19 protein-coding genes are annotated in these 22,461 nt (G+C 75.0%); 9 read left to right on the top strand and 10 right to left on the bottom strand.

All coding sequences use genetic code 11. From position 1 onward, the window contains the following. Positions 1 to 68: 68 nt before the first annotated feature. Positions 69 to 1,250 carry a PLP-dependent aspartate aminotransferase family protein gene (locus ACIP9D_RS18790; RefSeq protein ID WP_350872570.1) on the bottom strand — a complete coding sequence of 394 codons (1,182 nt, stop codon included), beginning with the start codon at positions 1,248 to 1,250 and terminating at the stop codon, positions 69 to 71. Positions 1,251 to 1,333: 83 nt separating this feature from the next. Here ACIP9D_RS18790 and ACIP9D_RS18785 point away from each other — a divergent pair, with 83 nt between their 5' ends. The 3 genes from ACIP9D_RS18785 to ACIP9D_RS18775 all read left to right on the top strand — a co-directional run bounded on the left by ACIP9D_RS18785 (position 1,334) and on the right by ACIP9D_RS18775 (position 4,617). Beyond that, positions 1,334 to 1,813 carry an Lrp/AsnC family transcriptional regulator gene (locus ACIP9D_RS18785; protein WP_350872568.1) on the top strand — a complete coding sequence of 160 codons (480 nt, stop codon included), beginning with the start codon at positions 1,334 to 1,336 and terminating at the stop codon, positions 1,811 to 1,813. A 46-nt stretch (positions 1,814 to 1,859) separates the two neighbouring features. Further along, entirely contained in the window at positions 1,860 to 2,870 is a 1,011-nt protein-coding gene (locus tag ACIP9D_RS18780; protein ID WP_350872566.1) for an LLM class flavin-dependent oxidoreductase, read from the top strand. Positions 2,871 to 3,108: 238 nt separating this feature from the next. Continuing rightward, positions 3,109 to 4,617: a pyridoxal-dependent decarboxylase gene (locus ACIP9D_RS18775; protein ID WP_350872565.1), complete on the top strand. Its 1,509-nt coding sequence runs from the start codon at positions 3,109 to 3,111 to the stop codon at positions 4,615 to 4,617. A gap of 15 nt (positions 4,618 to 4,632) precedes the next feature. Here ACIP9D_RS18775 and ACIP9D_RS18770 read toward each other — a convergent pair whose 3' ends face one another. From ACIP9D_RS18770 to ACIP9D_RS18745, 6 genes are all read right to left on the bottom strand, one after another. Further along, the gene (locus tag ACIP9D_RS18770; protein ID WP_350872563.1) at positions 4,633 to 5,610 is read right to left on the bottom strand and encodes a sulfite exporter TauE/SafE family protein; all 978 of its coding nucleotides are present in this window, start codon (positions 5,608 to 5,610) and stop codon (positions 4,633 to 4,635) included. 109 nt (positions 5,611 to 5,719) lie between these two features. Beyond that, a complete protein-coding gene (locus tag ACIP9D_RS18765) occupies positions 5,720 to 6,184 on the bottom strand; it encodes an Rrf2 family transcriptional regulator (RefSeq protein ID WP_350872561.1) in 465 nt (154 codons plus the stop codon). Between the two features lie 183 nt (positions 6,185 to 6,367). Continuing rightward, the gene (locus ACIP9D_RS18760; RefSeq protein WP_350872559.1) at positions 6,368 to 7,252 is read right to left on the bottom strand and encodes an acyl-CoA thioesterase II; all 885 of its coding nucleotides are present in this window, start codon (positions 7,250 to 7,252) and stop codon (positions 6,368 to 6,370) included. After that, entirely contained in the window at positions 7,249 to 8,697 is a 1,449-nt protein-coding gene (gene pyk / locus ACIP9D_RS18755; protein WP_350872558.1) for a pyruvate kinase, read from the bottom strand. The genes ACIP9D_RS18760 and pyk overlap by 4 nt, the downstream gene beginning before the upstream one ends. 228 nt (positions 8,698 to 8,925) lie before the next feature. Next, positions 8,926 to 10,365: an FAD-binding oxidoreductase gene (locus tag ACIP9D_RS18750; protein WP_350872556.1), complete on the bottom strand. Its 1,440-nt coding sequence runs from the start codon at positions 10,363 to 10,365 to the stop codon at positions 8,926 to 8,928. A gap of 131 nt (positions 10,366 to 10,496) precedes the next feature. Continuing rightward, positions 10,497 to 10,862, bottom strand: coding sequence for a YciI family protein (locus ACIP9D_RS18745; RefSeq protein ID WP_350872554.1), 366 nt, complete (start codon positions 10,860 to 10,862; stop codon positions 10,497 to 10,499). Between the two features lie 325 nt (positions 10,863 to 11,187). Here ACIP9D_RS18745 and ACIP9D_RS18740 point away from each other — a divergent pair, with 325 nt between their 5' ends. After that, positions 11,188 to 11,514 (top strand): hypothetical protein, encoded by a 327-nt coding sequence (locus ACIP9D_RS18740; protein ID WP_350872552.1) that lies wholly within the window; start codon positions 11,188 to 11,190, stop codon positions 11,512 to 11,514. Beyond that, complete coding sequence (locus ACIP9D_RS18735; RefSeq protein WP_350872551.1) at positions 11,511 to 12,038, top strand: hypothetical protein; 528 nt, start codon at positions 11,511 to 11,513, stop codon at positions 12,036 to 12,038. The genes ACIP9D_RS18740 and ACIP9D_RS18735 overlap by 4 nt, the downstream gene beginning before the upstream one ends. On the opposite strand, the gene ACIP9D_RS18730 is transcribed toward ACIP9D_RS18735, so the two are convergent. Continuing rightward, the gene (locus ACIP9D_RS18730) at positions 11,997 to 16,181 is read right to left on the bottom strand and encodes a CHAT domain-containing protein (RefSeq protein WP_350872549.1); all 4,185 of its coding nucleotides are present in this window, start codon (positions 16,179 to 16,181) and stop codon (positions 11,997 to 11,999) included. The genes ACIP9D_RS18735 and ACIP9D_RS18730 overlap by 42 nt on opposite strands. A 135-nt stretch (positions 16,182 to 16,316) precedes the next feature. Here ACIP9D_RS18730 and ACIP9D_RS18725 point away from each other — a divergent pair, with 135 nt between their 5' ends. After that, positions 16,317 to 17,189 carry an aldo/keto reductase gene (locus ACIP9D_RS18725; RefSeq protein ID WP_350872547.1) on the top strand — a complete coding sequence of 291 codons (873 nt, stop codon included), beginning with the start codon at positions 16,317 to 16,319 and terminating at the stop codon, positions 17,187 to 17,189. A gap of 48 nt (positions 17,190 to 17,237) precedes the next feature. On the opposite strand, the gene ACIP9D_RS18720 is transcribed toward ACIP9D_RS18725, so the two are convergent. Continuing rightward, entirely contained in the window at positions 17,238 to 18,083 is an 846-nt protein-coding gene (locus ACIP9D_RS18720) for an alpha/beta fold hydrolase (protein WP_350872546.1), read from the bottom strand. Positions 18,084 to 18,470: 387 nt separating this feature from the next. Between ACIP9D_RS18720 and ACIP9D_RS18715 the strand changes: the two genes are divergently transcribed. Beyond that, complete coding sequence (locus ACIP9D_RS18715) at positions 18,471 to 19,892, top strand: alkaline phosphatase PhoX (RefSeq protein WP_350872544.1); 1,422 nt, start codon at positions 18,471 to 18,473, stop codon at positions 19,890 to 19,892. A 73-nt stretch (positions 19,893 to 19,965) separates the two neighbouring features. Here ACIP9D_RS18715 and ACIP9D_RS18710 read toward each other — a convergent pair whose 3' ends face one another. Continuing rightward, positions 19,966 to 20,547, bottom strand: a complete 582-nt coding sequence (locus ACIP9D_RS18710; protein WP_400450371.1) for a TetR/AcrR family transcriptional regulator — start codon at positions 20,545 to 20,547, stop codon at positions 19,966 to 19,968. Positions 20,548 to 20,719: 172 nt separating this feature from the next. Between ACIP9D_RS18710 and ACIP9D_RS18705 the strand changes: the two genes are divergently transcribed. Next, positions 20,720 to 20,869: a hypothetical protein gene (locus ACIP9D_RS18705; RefSeq protein ID WP_350872542.1), complete on the top strand. Its 150-nt coding sequence runs from the start codon at positions 20,720 to 20,722 to the stop codon at positions 20,867 to 20,869. 49 nt (positions 20,870 to 20,918) lie between these two features. Continuing rightward, positions 20,919 to 22,385, top strand: a complete 1,467-nt coding sequence (locus tag ACIP9D_RS18700) for an MFS transporter (protein WP_350872540.1) — start codon at positions 20,919 to 20,921, stop codon at positions 22,383 to 22,385. The last annotated feature ends 76 nt before the right edge of the window (positions 22,386 to 22,461 follow it).

The following is a 22,461-nucleotide window of genomic DNA, read 5'->3' as shown; positions in this document are numbered from 1 at the left end:
GCCGAGAGGGCGGGCGGTCAGCCGGGACCGAGAGGATGTTCGGTCAGCCGGGGCTGGGAGCCGGGCGGTCAGCCGATGGTGGCGAGCGCCTGGGCCAGGTCGGCGCGCAGGTCCTCCGGGTCCTCCAGGCCGACCGAGATGCGCAGCAGGCCGCCGGCCGGCTTCGCGTCGCCCTCGACCGGCCGGTGGGTGAGCGAGGCCGGGTGCTGGATCAGGGTGTCCACCCCGCCGAGCGACACCGCGTGGGTGATCAGGCGGCAGGCTCCGGCGACGGTCGCCGCGGCGGGCGCACCGCCGCGTACCTCGATGGCGAGCAGGCTGCCGGTGCCGGCCAGCTGCCGGCCGACCAGCCCGGCCGGGTCGTGCCGGGAAGGGTGGTGGACGCGTTCGACCGCGGGGTGGCCGACGAGCCAGGCGGCGAGCTTCTCCGCGGCAGCCTGCTGGGCGCGGACCCGCACGGGCAGGGTCTGCAGGCCGCGGTGCAGCAGATAGGCGCCGAGCGGGTGCAGGATCGCGCCGGTGACGGCACGGACCTGCCGGAGTCGGGCGGCCCAGTCGGCGTCGCAGGCGACGGCGCCGGCGAGGACGTCGCCGTGCCCGCCGATGCTCTTGGTGGCGCTGTGCAGGACGAGGGTGGCGCCGTGCCGGGCCGGCTGCTGGAGCACCGGGGTGGCGACGGTGTTGTCGACCAGCACGGGCACGTCGCCGGCGGCGTGCACGAGCGCGGCGATGTCGACGAGGTCGAGGGTGGGGTTGGCGGGGGTCTCGACGACGACCAGCGCGGTGTCGGGGCGGATGGCGGCGGCGACCTCGTCGGGTCGGGCCCAGGTCACGGTGGTGCCGAGCAGCCCGCTGGCGAGCACGTGGTCGGTGCCGCCGTAGAGGGGGCGCACCGCGACGACGTGGCGGTGCCCGTCCCGGGTGGCGGCGAGCACGGTGGCGGTGAGGGCGGCCATGCCGCTGGCGAAGGCGACGGCCGCGGCGGTGCCTTCGAGGTCGGCGAGCGCGGTCTCGAAGCGGGCCACCGTAGGGTTCCAGAGCCGCTGGTAGACGGCACTGGCGCCGGGTGGCAGCGGTGCGCCGGTGGCGAGGGTCTCGTAGGCGTCGCCGCCGTCCTGCACGGAGGGCAGTGGGTTGGTGGTGGAGAGGTCGATGGGCGGCACGTGGACGCCGAGTGCCCTCAGGTCGTCGCGGCCGGCGTGTACGGCACGGGTGTCCACGGTCGTCGTCATGCCGGAAGCGTCGAACATCAGGCCGTCAGATCACAATGGTTCCGAAGATGATTCTGTTGATCCCGCTGGAATGTGGATCAGATTCGGTGGAGGATGTCGGCATGCCCCCTGTGCTGAACGATCTTCGGCCGCTCGCGGCCCTGGACGACGTCGACCGCGCGATCCTCACCGAGTTGGCCGCCGACGGCCGGCTGCCGAACAACGCCATCGCCGAGCGGGTCGGGGTGGCCCCTTCGACCTGCCTGGCCCGCACCCGCGCGCTGCGCGAGTCCGGTGCGATCCGGGGTTTCCACGCCGACGTGGACCCGGCGGCGCTCGGGCTGCCGTTGCAGGCGCTGGTCTCGGTGCGGCTCCGGGAGCACGAGCGGGCGGCGGTGGACGCGTTCCGGGGCCGCTCGGTGCGGCTGCCCGGCGTGGTGTCGGTGTTCCACGTGGCCGGCGCGGAGGACTATGTCCTGCACGTGCGGGCGGCGTCGGCCGACGCGTTGCGCGACTTCGTGCTCGACCATCTGGCGGTGGACCCGGCGGTGCAGCACACCCAGACCAGCCTGATCTTCGAGCAGGCTCGCGGCGTGGGATGAGTCGCTCCGGGGAACAAATCCGGCGCGGTCGGGGTTGGCGAGCCGTGTGATCACCGTACCGCTCTCCGTTCTTGATCTTGCTCCGGTCGCTGCCGGCGCCACCGCCGGCGAGGCCCTGCGGCACACCACCGAGCTCGCCCGGCGTACCGAGGAGCTGGGCTACCACCGGTTCTGGGTGGCCGAGCACCACAACATGCCGGCGATCGCCAGTTCCGCGCCGGCGGTGCTGCTCGCGCATCTCGCCGCGGCGACCTCGACCATCCGGCTCGGCTCCGGTGGGGTGATGCTGCCGAATCACGCCCCGCTGGTGGTGGCCGAGCAGTTCGGCACGCTGGAGGCGCTGCACCCGGGCCGGATCGACCTGGGCATCGGCCGCGCGCCGGGCACCGACCAGGTGACCGCGCTGGCGCTGCGCCGGACCATGGAGGGGCTGTCGGCCGAGGGCTTCCCCCGTGAGCTGGCCGACCTGATGAACTACTTCAGCGGCGAGGAGCCGGGCCCGATCACCGCCACCCCGGGTCGCGGTCAGCAGCCGGCGATCTGGCTGCTCGGCTCCAGCGGCTTCAGCGCCCAACTGGCCGGCCTGCTCGGGCTGCCGTTCTCCTTCGCGCACCACTTCAGCGCCCAGAACACGCTGCCCGCGCTGGCGCTGTACCGGCAGAACTTCCGGCCGTCGCGCTGGCTGGAGAAGCCGTACGCGATGGTGGCGGTCAACGCCGTCTGCGCGGACACCGACGAGCGGGCGGAGTGGCTGGCCGGGCCGAGCGCGCTCTCCTTCCTGAAGCTGCGCTCCGGGCGACCCGAGCCGCTGGCCACGCCCGACGAGGCGGCGGCGTACCCGTACACGGAGATCGAGCGGGACTTCGTCCTGCAGCGCCGGGAGGGCCAGGCGATGGGCTCCCCGGAGACGGTGCGCCGGCAGCTCACCGACCTGCTGGCGCGCACCGGCGCGGACGAGCTGATGCTCACCACGCTGGTCTACGACGTCGACGACCGGGTGCGCTCGTACGAGCTGATCGCCGAACAGGTCGCCGATGGCCTGCGCCGGAGCGCCTGAAACACGATCTTCACGCTGACGTCACCCCCGCGACCCGGACCCGGCCTAGATTTGGTCCCGGTGGTGGTACGGCATTCCCGGTCGGGACGGGTCGGGAATGCCGCGGTGTGGCGCACCGGGCCGGAGCTGTGCGGATTCCGCGGCTGCCGGCCCGGTGCCTGCCCCCTCGGCGGGCCGCGGCGCCCGACTCCGAGCCGGGCTCTTGCCCCGGCCGCCCACAGGTGATCGACTCGTCCGGGTGAGCGCACCGCACATGGACCCGGACGAGTTCCGCCGCGCCGGCCACGCCGTGGTCGACTGGATCGCCGACTACTGGACCACGCTCGGGCAGCGGCCGGTCACCTCGGCCGACCCGCCGGGCACGCTCGCCGCCGCCCTGCCGGCCGCGCCGCCCACCGCCGGCGAGCCGGTCGAGGCGGTCCTGGCCGACCTGGACGCGCTGGTCACGCCCCGGCTGACGCACTGGCAGCACCCCGGGTTCTTCGGCTACTTCCCGGCCAACACCTCCGGGCCCAGCGTGCTGGGCGACCTGGTCAGCTCCGGGCTCGGTGTGCAGGGCATGCTCTGGGCGACCGCCCCGGCCTGCACCGAGCTGGAGACGGTGATGCTGGACTGGCTGGCCGGGCTGCTCGACCTGCCGCAGCGGTTCCGGTCGCACACCCGCGGCGGCGGCGTCATCCAGGACTCGGCCTCCTCGGCCACCCTGGTCGCCACCCTCGCCGCGCTGCACCGGGCCAGCGGCGGCCGGTGGCGCGACCACGGTGTCGACCGGCGCTACCGGGCCTACACCTCGACGCACGGGCACTCCTCGATCGAGAAGGCGGCCCGGATCGCCGGTCTCGGCAGCGAAGGGGTGCGGGCCGTCGAGGTCGACCCGGACACGCAGGCGATGCGCCCGGACGCGCTGCGCGCCGCGATCGAGGCCGACCGGGCGACCGGTGACCTGCCGGCGATCGTGGTGGCCACCATCGGCACCACCTCCAGCACCGCCGTCGACCCGCTGCCCGAGATCGGCGCCATCTGCGCGGAGTACGGGATCTGGCTGCACGTGGACGCCGCGTACGCCGGCGCGGCCGCGGTCTGCCCGGAGCTGCGCTGGTCGCACGCCGGGCTGGAGTACGCCGATTCGTACTGCTTTGACCCGCACAAGTGGCTGCTCACCGGCTTCGACTGCGACGCGTTCTGGGTCGCCGACCGCACCGAGCTGATCGAGGCGCTGACGGTGATGCCGGAGTTCCTGCGCAACGCCGCCAGCGAGTCCGGCGCGGTGATCGACTACCGGGACTGGCAGGTGCCGCTGGGCCGCCGGTTCCGGGCGTTGAAGCTCTGGTTCGTGCTGCGCTGGTACGGCGTCGAGGGGCTTCGGGCGCACATCCGCCGGGGCGTGGCGCTGGCCGCCCGCTTCGCCGACCGGGTCCGCGCCGACGACCGGTTCGAGCTGGCCGCGCCGCACCCGTTCTCGCTGGTCTGCTTCCGGCTGCGGGTCGCCACCGAGCCGCCGGCCGGCGAGGCCGCCGCGACCTCGTCGCCGGCCGGCGACGGGGTCGGGGCCGAGCTGGACGCGGTCAATGCCGACCTGCTGGCCCGGGTCAACGGCACCGGCCGGGTCCATCTGACCCACACCCGGGTCGGCGGCCGGTACACGCTGCGCCTGGCGGTCGGCTCCCCGCAGACCGCCGAGGCACACGTCGACGAGGCCTGGCACCTGCTCGACGAGGCCGCGACCGACCTGCTCGGCAAGGGCTGATCGACCCGGGGCGGTTCAGCGCTCCAGGGCGGCCAACGGGCGCGGCTCGGCGTCGACCCGCTCGGCCGAGGCGGCGTCGACCCGTTCGGCCGCGGCGGCGTCGACCGGCGTGGCCGGTCGGGCCGTGGCCCGCTCCCGGCGGGTACGCCGCAGCGCCCGTACCGCCAGCACCAGGGCGAGCACCCAGCCGGCGGCGAGCAGCGCGTAGACCAGGGGCGGCGTCGCGCCGCCGAACTCACCGGCGCGCAGCAGCGTGCGGGCGTTGGTCAGCACGATCACCCCGCCGACCGCGGCGCCGAGCAACTGGGCCGGGACGATCCGGACCAGCCAGGCGGCCACCGGCGCGGCGATCAGGCCACCGACCAGCAGCGCGGCCACGGTGGGCAACAGGAAACCCTCGGTGCCGAGGCCGATCAGGAAGCCGACACTGGCCGCGCCGGCGACGACGAACTCTGCGGTGTCCACCGAGCCGATCACCTTGCGCGGTTCCATCCGCCCGGAGACCAGCAGCGCCGGGGTGGCGACCGGCCCCCAGCCGCCACCGCCGGTGGCGTCGACGAAGCCGGCGACCAGGCCGAGCGGACCGAGGAAGCGTCCCCGCAGCCGGCCCGCGGCGACGCCGGTACGCAGCGGTCGGGCGAAGCGGACCAGCAGGTAGGCGCCGAGGACGAAGAGGATGCCGGCCATCCACGGGGCGGCCGAGTCGGTGGAGATCGAGCTGAGGAAGGTCGCGCCGGCGAAGGCGCCGAGCGCGCCGGGTACGGCGATGCGGGAGACCACCCGCCAGTCGACGTTGCCGAAGCGCCAGTGCGCCACCCCGGCGGCGAGCGTGGTGCCGATCTCCGCGAGGTGCACCGAGGCCGAGGCGGCGGCCGGCGCCACCCCGGCGACCAGCAGCAGCGTCGACGACGTCAGCCCGTACGCCATGCCGAGCGAGCCGTCGACCAGCTGCGCGGCGAGTCCGACCAGTGCGAGGACCAACAGCTTGCGCACGAGCGCCCCCTGACTTTTCGGCATCTCCTATCGACTTGGTCGACAATGCGGCACGCCGGGGCTCCCGGTCAAGGGTCCGATCGGTGGGTGGGACGACGGCGAACGGTGCTCAGATCCAGGCGCGCGGGTCGGCGGCCAGCTCGGTGATCCGGCTGGGCAGGGTGCCACCGGCCACGTCGGCCACCGTCACCAGCTCCAGGATCTCCCGTTCGCTGGCCCGCAGCGCGATCCAGACCTCCTGCAGCGAGCGGGCCGCCCCGTGGTAGCCGAGCTGCTCGGGTCGCTGCCCCCGCACGTGCGCCAGCGGGCCGTCGATCACCCGGATCACCTCGGCGAGGGAGATCTCCTCGGCCGGGCGGGCCAGCCAGTAGCCGCCCTCCGGGCCCCGCTGGGCGTGCACGATGCCGCCGCGGCGCAGCTGCAGCAGGATGCTCTCCAGGAACTTCGGCGGGATCTCCTGAGCCCGGGCGATCTGCTCGGCGGTGACCGGACGGCCCCGCCCGGGTCCGCTGGCCGTCGCCGCGAGCTCGGCGACGGCACGGAGGGCATAGTCGACCCGGGCGGAGAGGCGCATGCCGGCAAGGTTAGCCCGCTGGTCAGCCGCCCGGCCCGCCGCCCTCGGCCGATCGGCCAGCGGGGCTGCCCGGCCGGCCGCGCGGCCCGCGGCAGGTCCTCGGCGCGCGGCCGGTCCTCGGGGCTCGGCAGGTCCTAGGGGCTCGGCAGGTCCGCAAGGCGCGGCGGCCCGGGGCCGGGGCGCTCAGGCGCCGACGCGGCGTAGCAGACCCTCCTGGACGGCGCTGGCGATCTGCCGGCCGTCGGTGGTGAACATCCGACCGGTGGCCAGCCCACGGGCGCCGGACGCCGACGGGCTCCAGCAGTCGTAGAGGAACCACTCGTCGGCGCGGAACGGCCGGTGGAACCAGAGCGCGTGGTCCAGGCTGGCGCCGACCACCCCGCCGGGGCCCCACACCTCGCCGTGCACCGAGAGCACCGAGTCGAGCAGGGTGAGGTCGGAGGCGTAGGTGAGCGCGCAGGCGTGCAGCAGCGGATCGTCCGGCAGCTTGCCGTCGATACGCATCCAGACCCGCTGCTGCGGGTCGGCCGGCCGGTCGCCGGGGCGCACCCAGCCGGGCTCGCCGACGTAGCGCACGTCGATCGGCCGGGGGATCTGGCCCCAGATGCCGAGCCGTTCCGGGTAGCGCGCGAGCCGGTCGGACATGGTCGGCACGTCCTCCGGCGCGGGCACGTCCGGCGGGGCCGGGGCCTGGTGGTCCAGCCCCTCCTCGGCCCGCTGGAACGAGGCCGACATGAAGAAGATCGGCTTGTCGTGCTGCAGGGCCACCGACCGGCGCACCGAGAACGACCGCCCGTCGCGGACGTCCTCCACCCGGTATTCGATCGGCTCGACCGGGTCACCCGGGCGGACGAAGTAGCCGTGCAGCGAGTGCACGAAGCGCTCCGGGTCGACGGTGCGGCCGGCGGCCACCAGCGCCTGGCCGGCGACCTGGCCGCCGTACACCCGCTGCGGCCCGACCGGCGGGCTCATTCCCCGGAAGGCGTTGTCGCCGGTCTGCTCGAGGTCGAGCACCTCGAGCAGCTGGTCGACCGCGGCCTGGCCGACCGCGACCTTCGGGGCGCTCACTGCAACGCCCGCGCCGACGCCGCATCGACCAGCGAGCCGAGCTGGTGCACACGCAACGTGTTGGTCGAGCCGGGGGTGCCGGGCGGGCTGCCGGCGACGATCACCACGTAGTCGCCCGGGTTGGCCCGGTTGAGGCCGAGCAGGGCCTGGTCGACCTGGCGGAACATGTCGTCGGTGTGCTGCACGAACGGCATCAGGAAGGTCTCCACGCCCCAGCAGAGCGCGAGCTGGTTGCGCACCTCGGGGACCGGCGTGAAGGCCAGCAACGGCAGGTCGCAGTGCAGCCGGGAGAGCCGCTTGACGGTGTCGCCGGTCTGCGAGAAGGCCACCAGGGCCTTGGCGCCGATGGCCCGGGCGATCGAGGAGGCGGCGACGGTGAGCGCGCCGCCGTGGGTACGCGGGTCGTGCTGGAGCCGGGGCACCCCGATCGAGCCGGACTCGGTGGTGGTGACGATCTTCGCCATGGTGCTGACGGTGAGCACCGGATACTTGCCGACGCTGGTCTCGCCGGAGAGCATCACCGCGTCCGCGCCGTCGAGCACCGCGTTGGCCACGTCGGAGGCCTCGGCCCGGGTCGGGCGGGAATTCTCGATCATGGAGTCGAGCATCTGGGTGGCCACGATGACCGGCTTGGCGTTCTCCCGGCAGAGCTGCACGGCCCGCTTCTGCACCAGCGGCACCTGGTCCAGCGGCAGCTCCACGCCGAGGTCGCCGCGGGCGACCATGACCCCGTCGAAGGCGAGCACGATCGCCTCCAGGTGGTCCACCGCCTCGGGCTTCTCGACCTTGGCCAGCACCGGGCGGCGCACGCCCTCCTCGTCCATGATCGTGTGGACGAGCTTGATGTCGTCCGCCGAGCGGACGAAGGAGAGGGCGATCATGTCGACGCCCAGGCCGAGCGCGAAGCGCAGGTCCTCGGCGTCCTTCTCCGACATGGCCGGGACGCTGACCGCCACGTTCGGCAGCGAGACGCCCTTGTTGTTGGAGACCGGGCCACCCTCGGTGACCAGCACGCGGATGTCGTTGCCGGTGACCTCGCTGACCTCGACGGCGACCCGGCCGTCGTCGATCAGCAGCCGGTCGCCCGCCTTGACCTCCTGAGGAAGCTTGCGGTAGGTGCAGGAGACCCGCTCCTTGGTGCCCACGATGTCGTCGCTGGTGATCACGACGGAGTCGCCGGTGCGCCACTCGTGCGGGCCGTCGGCGAACCGACCCAGCCGGATCTTGGGGCCCTGCAGGTCGGCCAGGATCGCCACCGGCCGCCCGGCCGCCTCGGCCGCCTCGCGAACCAGCCGGTAGACCGCCTCGTGGTCGGCGTGGCTGCCGTGGCTGAAGTTCAGCCTCGCCACGTTCATCCCGGCCTCGACGAGCCCTCGGATGCGCTCCGGCGACGAGGTGGCGGGGCCAAGAGTGCAGACGATCTTCGCGCGGCGTGTCACGCCCATCAGGCTAGTCTCTCTTCCGGGTCGGGCTGCGGGCCGACCCCTTGCGGGCTGCGAAACAATTGTCCAACGTCGCGCGGTGTCCGCACTGACCGGCGGGCGGAACCGCACCGGGGACGTTGTGGCTGGCGGGCAACGGCGACCGCGCGCCGGGAATCGTACGCCTCCGGCGGCGTCGACCGGCGGGGTGCTCCCGCCGGCCAGGCCGGGGCCCGGTCCCCGACCACCGGCTCAGCCGTCACCGGACGGCGCTCGCGCCGGCGGCACGGGCGCGCTCCCACCGCCGTCGGGGCCACCGACCGGCGACGGCGGCAGCGTGGGTACGGCGGTGAAGACCCCCCGCGGGTCGTAGCGGCGCTTGGCCCGCAGCAGCCGGTCGTAGTTGGCGCCGTAGGCGAGCCGGACCCGGTCGGTCTCGGCCGGGGCGAGCAGGTTCGGATAGCCGCCGGGCAGCGCGTGCGCCGCGAGCGCGGCGGAGGTCCGCTCGGCCCACTCGTGGTGCGGCCCGGGGTCGTCCGTCGGCGTCCAGACCGCGATCACCTCGGCCAGCAGGTGGTCGGTGCGCAGCGCGAACGCGGTGTCGGCCGAGCCCACCCGGCTGGCCGCTCCGTGGAAGTGGTGCAGCGCCACCGCCGAGTGCGCCGAGGTGATCCGTCGGGCCGCGTCGACCAGCACCTCGACGGCGGCGTCGTCGAGCCCTGGCAGCCAGCGGGTCCGCAGCAGGTAGTGGTTGCCGTCGGTCATCCCGCCGTCGAACATCCGCGTCACGTCCTCGTACGCCAGCGGCCCGACCTGGTCGACCAGCGGGGTGCCGAGGGCGCGGAGCGCGGCCACCGCGGCCTGGCCCGCGGCGAGATCCGGGCCGCTGTACGTCGGGCAGACGAAGACCAGCGGCTCCCCCGCCGGGCCGGGCAGGAAGCCGGCCATCACGGTCAGCTCGTCGGGTGCGGCGGCGAGCACGTCGCGGTAACCGCGCAGCACGGCCGGCGCCTCGTCCAGGGCGAAGAGGATCATGCCGGCGAGCGCGGCGGGCAGCCGGTGCGCGCGGTAGCGCAGCCGGGTGACCACGCCCAGGTTGCCGCCGCCGCCGCGCAGCGCCCAGTACAGCTCGGCGTCGTCGTCCGGGCCGGCGGTGACCCGGCGGCCGTCGGCGAGGACCACCTCGGCCGCGAGCAGGTTGTCCAGCGCCAGCCCGAACCGGCCGCAGAGCGGCCCGTAGCCGCCGGCGAGGGTCAACCCGGCCAGGCCGACCGCGCGCACCGTGCCGGTGGCCAGCACCAGGTCATACGGGCGGGCGGCGGCCAGCGCGTCGGCGACGGTGGCGCCACCGGCCACGGTGACCGTGCCCGCCGCCGGATCGACCTCCACCGTGCGCATTCCGGTCAGGTCGAGCACCAGCCCACCGTCGCGCAATGCCCGGCCGGCCCAGTCGTGCCCGCCGGCGCGCACCGACAGCGGCAGGTGGCAGCCGGTGGCCACCCGCACGGCCAGCGCCACCTCGTCGGCGTCGTGGCAGCGGGCGACCAGCGCGGGGGTGCGGTCGACGGCCCCGTTCCAGAGCCGGACCGTGGCGGCGAAGCCGGCGTCGCCGGGCACCACCAGGCGATCACCGAGAACCGGGCGCAGGTCGGCGACGGCCCGCTGGACGTCGGGGGCGGCGACGGAGGTCATGGCGACTCCTCGACCGGGCCGGGCGAGGCGCCCGGTGCGCCCCGACGGCCGTCCTGGCTGGCGCGACGCTAACACCGGCCGTGGGTCCGCCGCCGTCGTCATGACGACACCCGCCGATCTGCGACCCGGCCTCAGCTCTGCGTCTTGGCCAGCGGGAACTCCAGCGAACCGGCCGGGCAGAGGAAGGTCAGCACGTCGACCCGGTAGAGCCCGGCCTGCACCGCCGGGTCGGCCTCCATCACGCTGCGCACGTCGTCCACCGAGCCGGTCCGGGCCAGCCCGAACCCGATCGGCGGCTCCGGTTCCCGGGCCGGCCCGTCCACCGAGCCGGCGACCAGGACGATGCCCCGGCTCTGCAACGCCTGCATGTGCTCGGTGTGCTCGGCCTGCAGGCGTTGGACCGTCTCGGTCGGCAGGGCCCGCCCGGCCGCGCCGGGATAGAGCACGATGCACTCGTACGTGTCGAGCGCGAAGTCGACCTGCGGCACTCCCGTCACTGGCTGCCCCTTCCCGCCGTGGCGCCGGGCGCGCGACCCGTCGCGGGTCGGTGGCACCGGCACCGGCTCAGCGTCGCACGGGCCGCGACGGCCCACCGGGCGCTCGGCCAATTCGGTCCGCCCCGGCCGCCCGGTTGCCCCCGCCCTGGGCGGTTCCGGCCCGGCCGCCGAGTTCGCCGCAGGCCGGCTCGGTCGGACACCGGGGTCCCGTTCGCGTGGCGCTGCCGCGGCGACCGTCCCGGCTCGGACGAGCCGGCGGGGCGGGTGACCGGCGGGCCGCCGACGGCTACCGTGGACGGTCCGTACCGGCCGGGAGGGGCGCAGGGTGCAGGATCGCGAGCCGACGGCGGGACCGGGCCCGCTGCCGTACGCCGAGGTGACCGACGACGGGTACGCCGTGTGGGCGGCGGAGACCTTCACGGCGCGGGAGTACGGCCCGGCCGTGCTGCTGAGCGGGGACTGCCCGCGTTGCCGGCACCCGAGCACCTACCCGGTCGTCGAGCACGTCTACAAGCACGTGGCCCCGTCGCCGTCCGGTGATGCCGGCTACCGCACGGTGCTCTGCGCCTGCGAGGCGGAGCATCCGGCGCGCCCGGCCGGGCTGACCGGCTGCGGCGCGTACTGGACGCTGCTGCTGGAGGTGGAGTCGTGATCCGGCTGCGCCCCGGGCCGCCGGCGGTCCGTGCCGACCTTCGCCGGGCCCAGGAGCTGGGCGGGTTGCTCGGCGGGGAGCTGGCCCGGGTTCGCGCCGCCGCGCTGGCCTGGCGCAACGGGTTGGGTGGGCTGCTGGTGGCGCTGGTCGGGTTCAGCCTGATCCGGGGCCGCTCCGACGTCGGCACGCTCGCCGCGGGCTGGGGCGCGCTGGTCGGGGTGCTGCTGCTGGCGGCGGTCGCAACCGGGGCGGCCGGGGCGGTGGCGCTGCTGCGGGCCGCGCACGGGCCGCTGTCGGTGACCCCGGTGGCCGAACTCCTGCCGGCGCCCCTCGGCGACCACCAGGAGGCGTTGGCGGCGGCGCGGTCGCTGCGGGCCGGGGTGCGCCTCGTGCTGCTCTGCACCGCACTGCTGGTGGCAGCGGTCGGCGTGACCTGGTACGCGCCGGGCCAGCCCGACCCCGTCACGGGCGCGTCGGCGCGCTCATGGTCCGATGTGGAGATAGCCGGCCCAGAGCTCCGGTAGGCCGGGCAGGGCGGCGCGCAGTTGTCGGACCGCGTGGTGCAGGGCCGGCGCGGCGCGTTCCGGATCGATGCCGCCGGGCACGGCCAGCCCGGCGTAGAGCTCCGCGCAGAGCTGCACGGTCAGCGCGTCCGAGATGGACCAGAGCGAGCCGATCACGTGCCGGAAGCCGGCCAGTTGGAACGCGGTGCCCAGGGTGAGCGCCTCGTCCGGCAGGGCCGCGCCGCCGCGTACCGTGTCGCAGGCGGAGAGGACGGCGAGCGCGGCCGAGGCGCCTGCCGGACGCCACAGGTCGCGTACCTGCAGCGGGCCGCCGGCCAGCGCGAGCCGGCCCCGGGTCGGCGCGGTCAGGTCCTGGGTGCCGTGGCAGGAGAGGTGGGCCACCGGCCGCTCGGGCAGCGCGGCGAGCACCGCCGCCGGGGTGGCCGCCGGGCCGGTCAGCGACCGCACGTGGGTCAGGTGCCGGCGGACGATCGCCTCCTCCCGCGCCACGCCGGGCAGGTCGGTCAGGCCCGGTGTCTGCGGCATCCCGACGACCAGCGCCGAGTTGACCGGCGGCGCGGCGCTGGGCGTGGCGTCCCGGGCCCGCCGCAACGCGCGCAGCGACGCCGTGTACGAGGGCACGACCCGGTCGAGCACCCCGGCGCCGCCGCCGAGCGGGGCTGCGGCGTGCAGCGGAAGCAGAGTGAGCACGCCGGTGGGGCACCACCACAGCCCCGGCCAGTCCGACCCGGCGGCGGGCGCGGTGACCCCGCCGAGCGTGTCGAGCACCGGGGCGGCGACCACCCGCCACAGCCAGTCCAGCGTCTCGCTGATCTGCCTGCGCGCTGCCATCCGGTCCCGTTCCGCCGCCGCGCCGCTCGCCACCGGCACGCCGTCGGGGGCGGGTGGCACGCCACCCGGCGCCGCGCCGGTGACCTCGGCGATCGCGGTCAGGAAGACGGCGGCGCGGACCACCAGCTCGGCGGCGGTCAGCTCGGGCAGCGGCACCACCTCGACCCGTCCCGCGCCGACCACCAGCGCGTCGCAGCGACGGTCGGCGACGTTGACCAGCACGACCGGTCCGGCGTCGGCCGCCCGGGCCAGGTCGGCGAAGGGCGGCGGGCGCAGGAAGCCGGCGAGGTCGGGCAGTCGCCGGATCTCGGCCAGCAGCTCGCGTCGGCGGGTGGCCAGCTCGTGCCGGCGCTCCGGCGCGGGGATCGAGGCGACCGCCGGCCCGGAGACGGACGGCGGCCCGGACAGGTCCGGCGACGCCGGCTCGGGGAACGACGGCGACGCCGGGCCGGACGTCGTCCACGCCGGCGACGGGTCGAACCCGTCCAGTTCGGACTGGACACGGTCGAGCTGGTCGGCCAGCCGGGATGCCCGCCCGCGCAGGACCGCCAGGTCGGCGCCCGCGTCGTGGGCGCGGGTCAGCAGCACCCCGCGGCCGTACTCGAGCAGTTCCACGGCGCGTTCGGGCCGGTCGAGCGCGATCGCGACCGCCGCCGCGTCGCCGGCCAGACCGGGAAACCGCGCGAGCAGGCGGGCCTGGTCGTCGGGATCCATGCCGTGCCAGGCGAACAGGTCGATCAGCTCGATGGCGGTGGCGTACCCGTCGAGGGCGGCCGGCAGGTCACCGGCCGCGGCCGCGTGCGCCGCGTACCGGGCCGCCGCGTGGGCACGCAGCACGGACGGGGCCGCCTCGACCGCCGCCGCGTCCCGCAGCGCCGCGGCCGCCTCGGCCAGGTCGACCACCGGCAGGGCGACGTCGTCGGGGTGCCCGGCCGGGACGGTGGCCCGGTCGGCGCTGTCGGCCGGCCGGGCGGCGTCGGGCACGTCGGGTGGGCGGGCGATCGTCTCGATCGCGCCGGCCAGGTTGCTCAGGCACATGGTGCGGTCCGGGTGGCCGGTGGGCAGGGCCGCCACCGCCGCCCGGTAGGCGGCCAGCAGCCGCACCGCGTCCCGGCCGGACCGGGAGTCGCGGAACCGGAGCAGCAGCGCGTTGCCGAGGTTGGTGAGCAGTCGGTACCGATCCGGGGAGGCCTCGGGCAGCGCGTCCCACTCGGGCACGGGCAGCGTGATCGCCTCGTCGAGGGCCGCAGCGTCCCCGGTGAGCCAGTGGCGCAGCAGTTGGGCGAGGACGAAGGTGCCGAGGATCCGGGCGTACTCCTCCGGTTCGGCCTCCCGGCGGGCCAGCTCGAGCGCCTCGCGCAGCATCTCGACCGCGGTCCGCGCGTCCCGCTCGGGGTCCGTGGCGCCGGACCCGCCGGCCGGCAGCGGTCGGTTGACGGCCAGCTCCACCCGCCGGTTCAGCGCGGAGGCGTAGTTGGTCAGCGCCATCGGCCGATCCGAGTGCCCCGGCGGGGTCGCCTCGACCGCTTGGCGCAGCACCGCGATCGCCTCGGTGAGCGTCGCCAGGTCCTCGGTGCGACCGAAGAGCGCCTGCAACGTCAGCCCGAGGTTCGACAGGTACCGGGGCAGCACCGGCGAGCCGGGATGGGCGACGGCGACGGCGGAGCGCAGCGCCGCGGCCGACGGTGCCAGCAGCTCGTACTCCCCCGCCTGGTCGGCCAGCTCGCGCAGCTCGTTGCCCAGGTTGTTGAGCAGGTCAGGTCGCTTCGGATGCCCCGTCGGAAGCAGCCGCGCCGCCTCGGTCAGCACGTCCCGGCTCTCGCGCAGCGTCGTCACCCCCGCCAGGTCGCCGTGCCAGCGGCCGAGCGCGTAGCCGAGGTCACCGAGACGCACCGCCCGCTCGACCGGGTCGGTGGCCGCGGCCACCCCCGCGCGGAGCAGCCGCACCGCCTCGGTGAGGTCAGCGGAGCGCCGATGCAGCTGGTAGCGGGACTCCAGCAGCTTGCCGACGGTGTGCCACAGCTCGTCCGCGCCCATCGCGTCGAGCCCGGGGCCGCCCTCCGCCGCCGCCCGGTACGCCTCGATCGCCGCGTCCAGGTCGGCCGGGTCGCCGCGGCGCTCGTACCGCTCGCCGAGCAGCGCCGCCAGGCTGACCCGGGCGACGCCGGCCAGCCCGCCGACGAAGCCCGTGACGGCGAGCGCCGCCCGATTGGCCTCGATCGCCTCGTCCAGGTCCTCGTCGTCGCGGCCCATGGTGTAGCGCTCGGCGGCCACCGAGGCGTAGAGCGCGACGATCTGCGGGTCGGTGCCGGCGCGCGCGGCGAGCGCGAGGGCCTGCGCCGCGCGGTCGAGGTCGGCCGGTTCACCGCGCCGCCGCCAGCGCTCGCGCAGCCGCTGTCCCAGGTTGGCGCGGACCAGGACCCCCAGCGGCGTGTCGGCCGGGGCGGCCCGGGCCGCGTCGCCGAGCAGTTGGACCGACTCGTCCAGCGCCGCCACGTCGCCGGCCAGCTCGTAGCGGTCGGCGAGCACGTTGCCGAGGTTGAACAGCCGGGTCGCCCGCTGCGGGTCACCGGCCGGGGTCGACTCCAGGCTCTCCCGGTGCGCGTCGATCGCCGCCTGCAACGCCCGGCGCCGGCCGAGGTGGCGGAACTGGTCGCGGTGCACCCGGCCGAGCGCGGAGAGGTAGTGCGGCCGCTCCGGCACGCCGGCCGGGGTGACCGCCAGCGCCCGTTCCAGCAGCGCCGCGGCCCGGTCCGCGACCCGGTAGTCGCCGGTGCGCTCCGCGTCGCCCATCAACGCGACGGCCTCCATGAGCAACCCCGCCGCGCCGGTGCCGGCCGTGGGTCCATCCGGGCCGGCATCGGCGGCGGTGCGCGCGCCGGGGATCCGCCCGGAGCCGGCCGGCGACCGGTGCGCCTGGAGCATGGCCAGCAGCGACGGCGGTACCCGCTCCGGCGCGACGCGCAGCAGCAGCTCGGTCACCTTGACGGCCTGGGCGAGCTCGTCGGCGTCCTGGCCCGGAGGCAGGATCTGGTAGCGGTACCAGTGCAGGCAGGCGAGGAGGAAGAGCCCCTCGGTGACGTTCTCCGCCAGCGGCGGGTCGGGGGGTGACCGGGTGACCAGCTCGATGACCGCCTCCGCGTCGCGGACCGCGTCCGGGCCGAGCACCAGCCGGGCGTCCATGGTGGTGCCGAACCCGTCCAACCGCTCCCGCAGCCGGCGCACCGGGTCGGACCCGAGCCGTCGCCACATCGGTCCTCCCCCGTCGAACGCATCGACCTGCACCAGTGGTAGCAGAGCGGGCGCGCTCACCGCTAGCGCCATGCCGACCATGGGCGCGCTCCGCGCGCCGCCCGCGAGCTTGGACAGCGGGTGTGGCGATCGGCGGGAAAGCTCCGAGCAGGATGGATAGATTTGCCGCTGACGACGACGCGAGGGGGATCCAGCATGGCAACCGACGCCGGCCCGCGGCCCGCGAAGGCATCCGGCACCTACCGGATCGGCGGTGACGTCCAGGTCGACCGGCTGGGCTACGGCGCGATGCAGATCACCGGGCCGGGGGTCTGGGGCGACCCGAAGGACCCGGCCGAGGCGGTCCGGGTGCTGCGCCGGGCCGTCGAGCTCGGGGTGACCTTCATCGACACCGCCGACTCGTACGGGCCGTTCGTCTCGGAGCTGCTGATCCGGGAGGCGCTGCACCCGTACGCCGACGACCTGGTCGTCGCGACCAAGGGCGGGTTCACCCGCGCCGGCCCGGGCGACTGGCGTCCACTGGGCCGGCCGGAGTACCTGCGTCAGCAGTGTGAGCTGAGCCTGCGCCACCTGGGCCTGGATTGCATCCCGCTCTACCAGCTGCACCGGATCGACCCGCAGGTGCCGCTCGCCGACCAGCTCGGAGAGCTGGCGCTGCTCAAGCAGGAGGGCAAGATCCGGCACATCGGCCTCTCCGAGGTGACGGTGGAGCAGATCGAGGCGGCGCGGGCGATCACCCCGATCGTGTCGGTGCAGAACCTCTACAACCTGGCCGATCGCAGCGCCGAGTCGGTCCTGGAGTACTGCGAGCGCGACGACCTGGCGTTCATCCCGTGGTTCCCGATCGCGACCGGCAACCTGGCCAGGCCGGGCGGGCCGCTGGACGCGATCTCGACCGCGCACGGCGCGACCCCCGCCCAGCTGGCGATCGCCTGGCTGTTGCGCCGGTCGCCGGTGATGCTGCCGATTCCGGGTACGTCCTCGGTGGCGCACCTGGAGGAGAACGTCGGCGCTGCCGAGGTGCAGCTCACCGACGACGAGTTCGAGGCGCTCGCCAAGGCCACCTGACGTCTCGCCCGGGGCGGGGCGGGCGATCCGCCCTGCCCCGGGCCGGTTTCAGAGCGCGAAGCAGTTGGGGCGGACCGGGCCGTCGGTCAGGGCGCCGCGGACGACGGTGTAGGTGGTGCCGTCGAGCACCAGCCCGAGATGCCCGACCACCCGCAGCGGGCAGTACGTCTGGATCAGCACGTTGGTCGCGCCGTCGGCGAGCGTCGCGTTCTGGGTCGGCCGGACGAGTTCGTCCTGCACGGTCCGGACCGTGGTGTACCGCACCGCGCCCGGGGTGTCGTCGCCGCCGTTCAGGTCGGCGAGGAAGGCCGAACCGATCGTCATCTGCTGGCAGGCGACGACGCCGGCGCAGCTGCCGAGCCCGAGGAACCGCAGGATGTTCGCCACGTAGGTGCCGTACTGCGGGGTGCCGAGGCTGACGTAGCGGCCGACGGCGGCGGTGCCGCCGAGCCGCTTGAGGTAGTAGCGGGAGACCAGACCGCCCTCGGAGTGCGCGACCAGGTCCACGGTGGCCGTACCGGTGGCGGCCCGGACCTGGTCGACGTAGCCGGCGAAGGAGCGGGCCGAGGCGGCGATGTCGCCGAGCCCGAGCCCGGGCAGCTGGTAGACGAAGACCCGGTAGCCGTCACCGCGCAGTCGGGCGGCGAGCGGCTCGTAGGCGGCGGCGATGCCGCTGAGGCCACCGACCACGATGACCGGGCCGGCGGCCGCGGTGGCGGTCTGGGTTGTTCCGTCGGCGGCGATCGGGGCGGCGGCGCGGTCGGCGGTCGCGGCGCCGGTCCGGTCGGGCGGGGCGACGCCGGTCCGGTCCGGTGCCCCCTGGGCGGCGGCGGGTACCAGCAGGACGGCGGCGGTGCTCAGGGCGACGGCGAGGGCGGTCTTTCGGAGCAGCATGGCTGCACCTCCGGTGGGAGGCACCCGGCGAACCGGGGGAACGGGTGGGGTGTCCGGTCGACCGTGGATCGATGATGCGCGTAACAATTCAGAAACGTCAATGAGAAGTTACGCGGCGGTAACCTGATGTCCCACCCGGAGCAAGATCCGGCAATTCGGTCCGCCCACCCGGCCACCCACCCGGCCGCCCCCCGGCCGCCCACCCGGCCACCAGCCGGTGGACGAGCCGCCCGTCCGGCACCTGCACGGGACGATCGGCGCAGCCGACCTCGAGGGTTGGCCCACTGTTCACCTGGCGACCCGCGCCGGGGCAGCCGCCGTTCCACCGGCGTCACTTGCCTTTGCCTCGCGGTACCCGATCGCCGCGCGAAACAGGAAGGCAGCAACGTGACCTCTTCCCCCATCTCCCGCCGAGAGCTGCTGCGCACCGGCGCGGCCGGTGGCCTCGGGATCGTGGTGGCCGGCAGCCTGGAGGCGATCGCCGGACCGCCCGAGGCCCGGGCCGCGACCCGCCCCGCGGTCGGTTACGGCGAGCTGGTGCCGGACCCGGCCGGCCTGCTGGCCCTGCCGCGCGGCTTCTCGTACACGATCGTGGCCCAGGCCGGCGCGACCATCCTGGCGTCGGGGCAGCGCACCCCGAGCGACGCCGACGGCACCGGCTGCTTCCTGGGCCGCGAGGGCTCGGTGCTGGTGAACAACCACGAGATCGGCGGTGACGAGCCGTTCCCGGTGCCGGCGATCGCCGGCCTCACCTACGACCCGGGCGCCCGCGGCGGCACCACCACCATCGAGGTGGACGCGCACGGCCACCGGCTGCGCGAGTACGTCAGCCTCGCCGGCACGCACAACAACTGCGCGGGCGGCATCACCCCGTGGGGCACCTGGCTGACCGCCGAGGAGACCGAGCAGCGGGCCGGTGGCACCTACCTCAAGGACCACGGGTACGCCTTCGAGGTCGACCCGCACGACCGGTCCGCCAACCAGGACCCGATCCCGTTGAAGTTCCTCGGCCGCTACTCGCACGAGGCGGTGGCGGTCGACCCGTACACCCATTCGATCTACCTGACCGAGGACGCGGGCGGGCCGAACGGGCTCTACTACCGGTGGACCCCGCCGCACCGCTTCCGGGGCGGCAAGGGCACCCTGCGCGCCCTCGCCCAGCGCCCGGACGGCGACACCGTCGGCGAGCTCCAGGCGATGAGCTGCCGGCACGGCGACCGGCACGTCGCCGACCTGTCCGAGGCCACCAAGCCCGGCACCCGCTACAAGGTGAGCTGGGTGGACGTGCCGGACCGGGACGCCCGGACGGTCTCGGTGCGCAAGCAGTTCACCGACGAGCAGGTGACCCGCAGCCGCAAGCTGGAGGGCGCCTGGTGGGCCGACGGCGGCGCGTACTTCGTGGCCAGCTTCGCCCGGCACGACGACGGCAGCGCCAACGAGCACGACGGTCAGGTGTGGTTCTACGACCCGCGGAGCGAGACGGTCACCCTGAAGACCATCTTCGGGGTGAACCAGAACCCGGACGAGGACGGCGACAACTTCGACGGGCCGGACAACATCACCGTCTCGCCGTACGGCGGGGTGATCCTGGCCGAGGACGGCGAGGGCGTGTCCCACCTGGTCGGCGTGACCGAGCAGGGCAAGGCGTACCCGCTGGCCCGCAACGAGCTGAACGACAGCGAGTTCACCGGGCCGACGTTCAGCGCGGACGGGAAGATCCTCTTCGCCAACACCCAGTCCCCGGGCTACGTCTTCGCCATCACCGGCCCGTGGGGCCGGCCGGGCAACGGGCACGTCGCCGAGGCGTGAGCACCATCCGGCTGCCGGCGGTGCGGCACACCGCCGGCAGCCGGCCAGGCTTCCGGCGGGCCGACGACCGGCGTCAGCGTGGCGCGGCCGGGTTGCGCATGCCGTCGAGGGCGATGGCCAGCACCCGGTCGCGCTGACCCGGCTCCATGAACTGGTAGGCGGTGATGCCGCTGATCAACCGCACCACGTCGTCGAAGCTGGCGTCCGGCCGGGCCACCCCGGCCTCCTGGGCGCGGCGCAGCATCGGCTCACCCGCCGCGTAGATCTCGGTGCGGCAGCTGCGGAACACCTCGGAGTCGTGCACCAACTCCTCGGCGAGCGCCCGCTTGGTGCCGACGTACGCGACGAAGCGGTTCAGCCAGGCGACGAGGGCGTCCCACGGGGGCAGCCCGGCCAGGTCGGCGGCGGACCGGCTGAGCGCCCGGACCTCCTCGACGTAGACCGCCTCGAAGAGCTCACGCCGGCTCGGGAAGTTCCGGTAGAGGGTGCCGATGCCCACCCCGGCCCGCCGGGCGACCTCCTCCAGCGAGGCGCCCGCCCCGTTGGCGGCGAAGACGTCCCGGGCGGCGGCGATCAGCGCGTCGTAGTTCCGCCGGGCGTCGGCCCGCTTGGGGCGCCGCGCGAAGACCTCGCCCACCTGCTCGGCGCTGTTCATGACGCGGGTCACCCCTCTTCGGTTGCAACCGGAGGCAACCCTCCGCTAGTTTAGTGGAGGCACCCCTCCAGAACTGACCGGAGCCGTGCCTCCGGATAGCTTACTCCGGGATTCGCGGCCAGTCCCCTCCGGCGGGACCGGCCAACCCGCCACTCGGACCAAGGAGCCCGCCATGTCCGAAATCCGGCCCACCACCGGCAGCTCCCACCGCCTTCGCCGCCAGATCGTCCAGGCCGCGCCCGCCCGGGCCGCCGCCGGATCCGGGCGAGCGGACACCCCAGCCTTCGCCTCCCACCCGACCGAGGAGCGGCCGGGCGCCTGACGCGCCACCGCCCCCGTCCTTTCCGTACGCGAAATTGGAGTTCCCTTCCGTGACAGAGACCACCCGACGCAGCTCGCGCCGGCTGACCTTCCTCGTCCTCGCGGCCGGCGCCGGCTTCTTCGCGATGCTCCAGTCGCTGATCACCCCGGTGCTGCCCACCATCCAGCACGACCTGCACACCGATCAGAACACCGTGACCTGGGTGCTGACCGCGTACCTGCTCTCCGCGTCGATCTTCACGCCGATCCTCGGCCGGGTCGGCGACATGATCGGCAAGGAGCGGATGCTGGTCGTCTCCCTCGCCGCGCTGGCCCTCGGCTGCCTGCTGGCCGCCATCGCACCCTCCATCGGAGTGCTGATCATCGCCCGGGTCATCCAGGGCATCGGCGGCGCCGTCTTCCCGCTCTCCTTCGGGATCATCCGGGACGAGTTCCCCGCCGCCCGGGTCAGCTCGGCCGTCGGTGCGATCTCGGCGATCGTCGCCGCCGGCGGCGGCCTGGGCGTCGTGCTGGCCGGCCCGATCGTGGCCGTGCTCGGCTACCGCTGGCTGTTCTGGATCCCGATGGTCGTCGTCGGGCTGACCGCCCTCGCGGCGCACCTGTTCGTGCCGGAGTCGCCGGTGCGCACCCCGGGCCGGATCAACTGGGCGGCCACCCTGCTGCTCTCCGGCTGGCTGGTCGCGCTGCTGCTGCCGATCAGCAAGGGCGCGGCCTGGGGCTGGACCTCCGGCCGGGTACTCGGCCTGCTGGCGCTCGCCGGCGTGCTGCTGGTCGGCTGGCTCGTCGCCGAGGTCCGCTCGGCGAACCCGCTGATCGACATGCGGATGATGCGCCTGCCCGGCGTCTGGACCACGAACCTGGTCGCCCTGCTCTACGGCGCGTCGATGTTCTCCGTCTACGCCTTCCTGCCGCAGTTCGTGCAGACCCCGACCAGCGCCGGCTACGGCTTCGGCGCGAGCGTCAGCCAGGCCGGTCTGCTCATGCTGCCGATGCTGGTCGCCATGTTCGTCGCCGGCATCGCCGCCGGCCGGCTGGAGTCGCGGTTCAGCGCCAAGGCGCAGCTCGCCACCGGCGCCGCGTTCAACGTGGCCGCCTCGGCGATGCTGGCCCTCGCGCACGACTCCCGCTGGGAGGTGGGGGTCGCCGGCGGCCTGGTGGGCCTCGGCATCGGGCTGGCCTTCGCCTCGATGGCCAACCTGATCGTGGGCAACGTGCCCGCCAGCCAGACCGGCGTGGCGACCGGCATGAACGCCAACATCCGCACCATCGGTGGCGCGATCGGCGCCGCGGTGGTCAGCGGCGTGATCACCGCCCACCCGCAGGCCAGCGGCCTGCCCCGGGAGGCCGGCTTCACGACGGGCTTCCTGCTGCTCACGGCCATCGCCCTGGCCGCCGCGGTGGCCGCCCTGGCCGTGCCCTCCGGCCGGCGCACATCGGGCGGCCGCCGGCCGTCCCCCGCGACGATCGTCGAGTCCGAGCTAGCCGGCGAGTTCGCCACCATGCCGGCGACCCGCTGACCCGGACGCGGGCGCCCGGGGCAATGAACCGCCTCGGGAGCCCGCGCATCGGCGGGCCAATCTGTGTGCCGATCCG

Source organism: Micromonospora sp. NPDC093243 (assembly GCF_044753725.1).
In the GTDB taxonomy this organism is placed as follows: Bacteria; Actinomycetota; Actinomycetes; order Mycobacteriales; family Micromonosporaceae; genus Micromonospora.
Note: the sequence above shows the minus strand (reverse complement) of the source record. Positions and strands in the feature narration are given on the sequence as shown.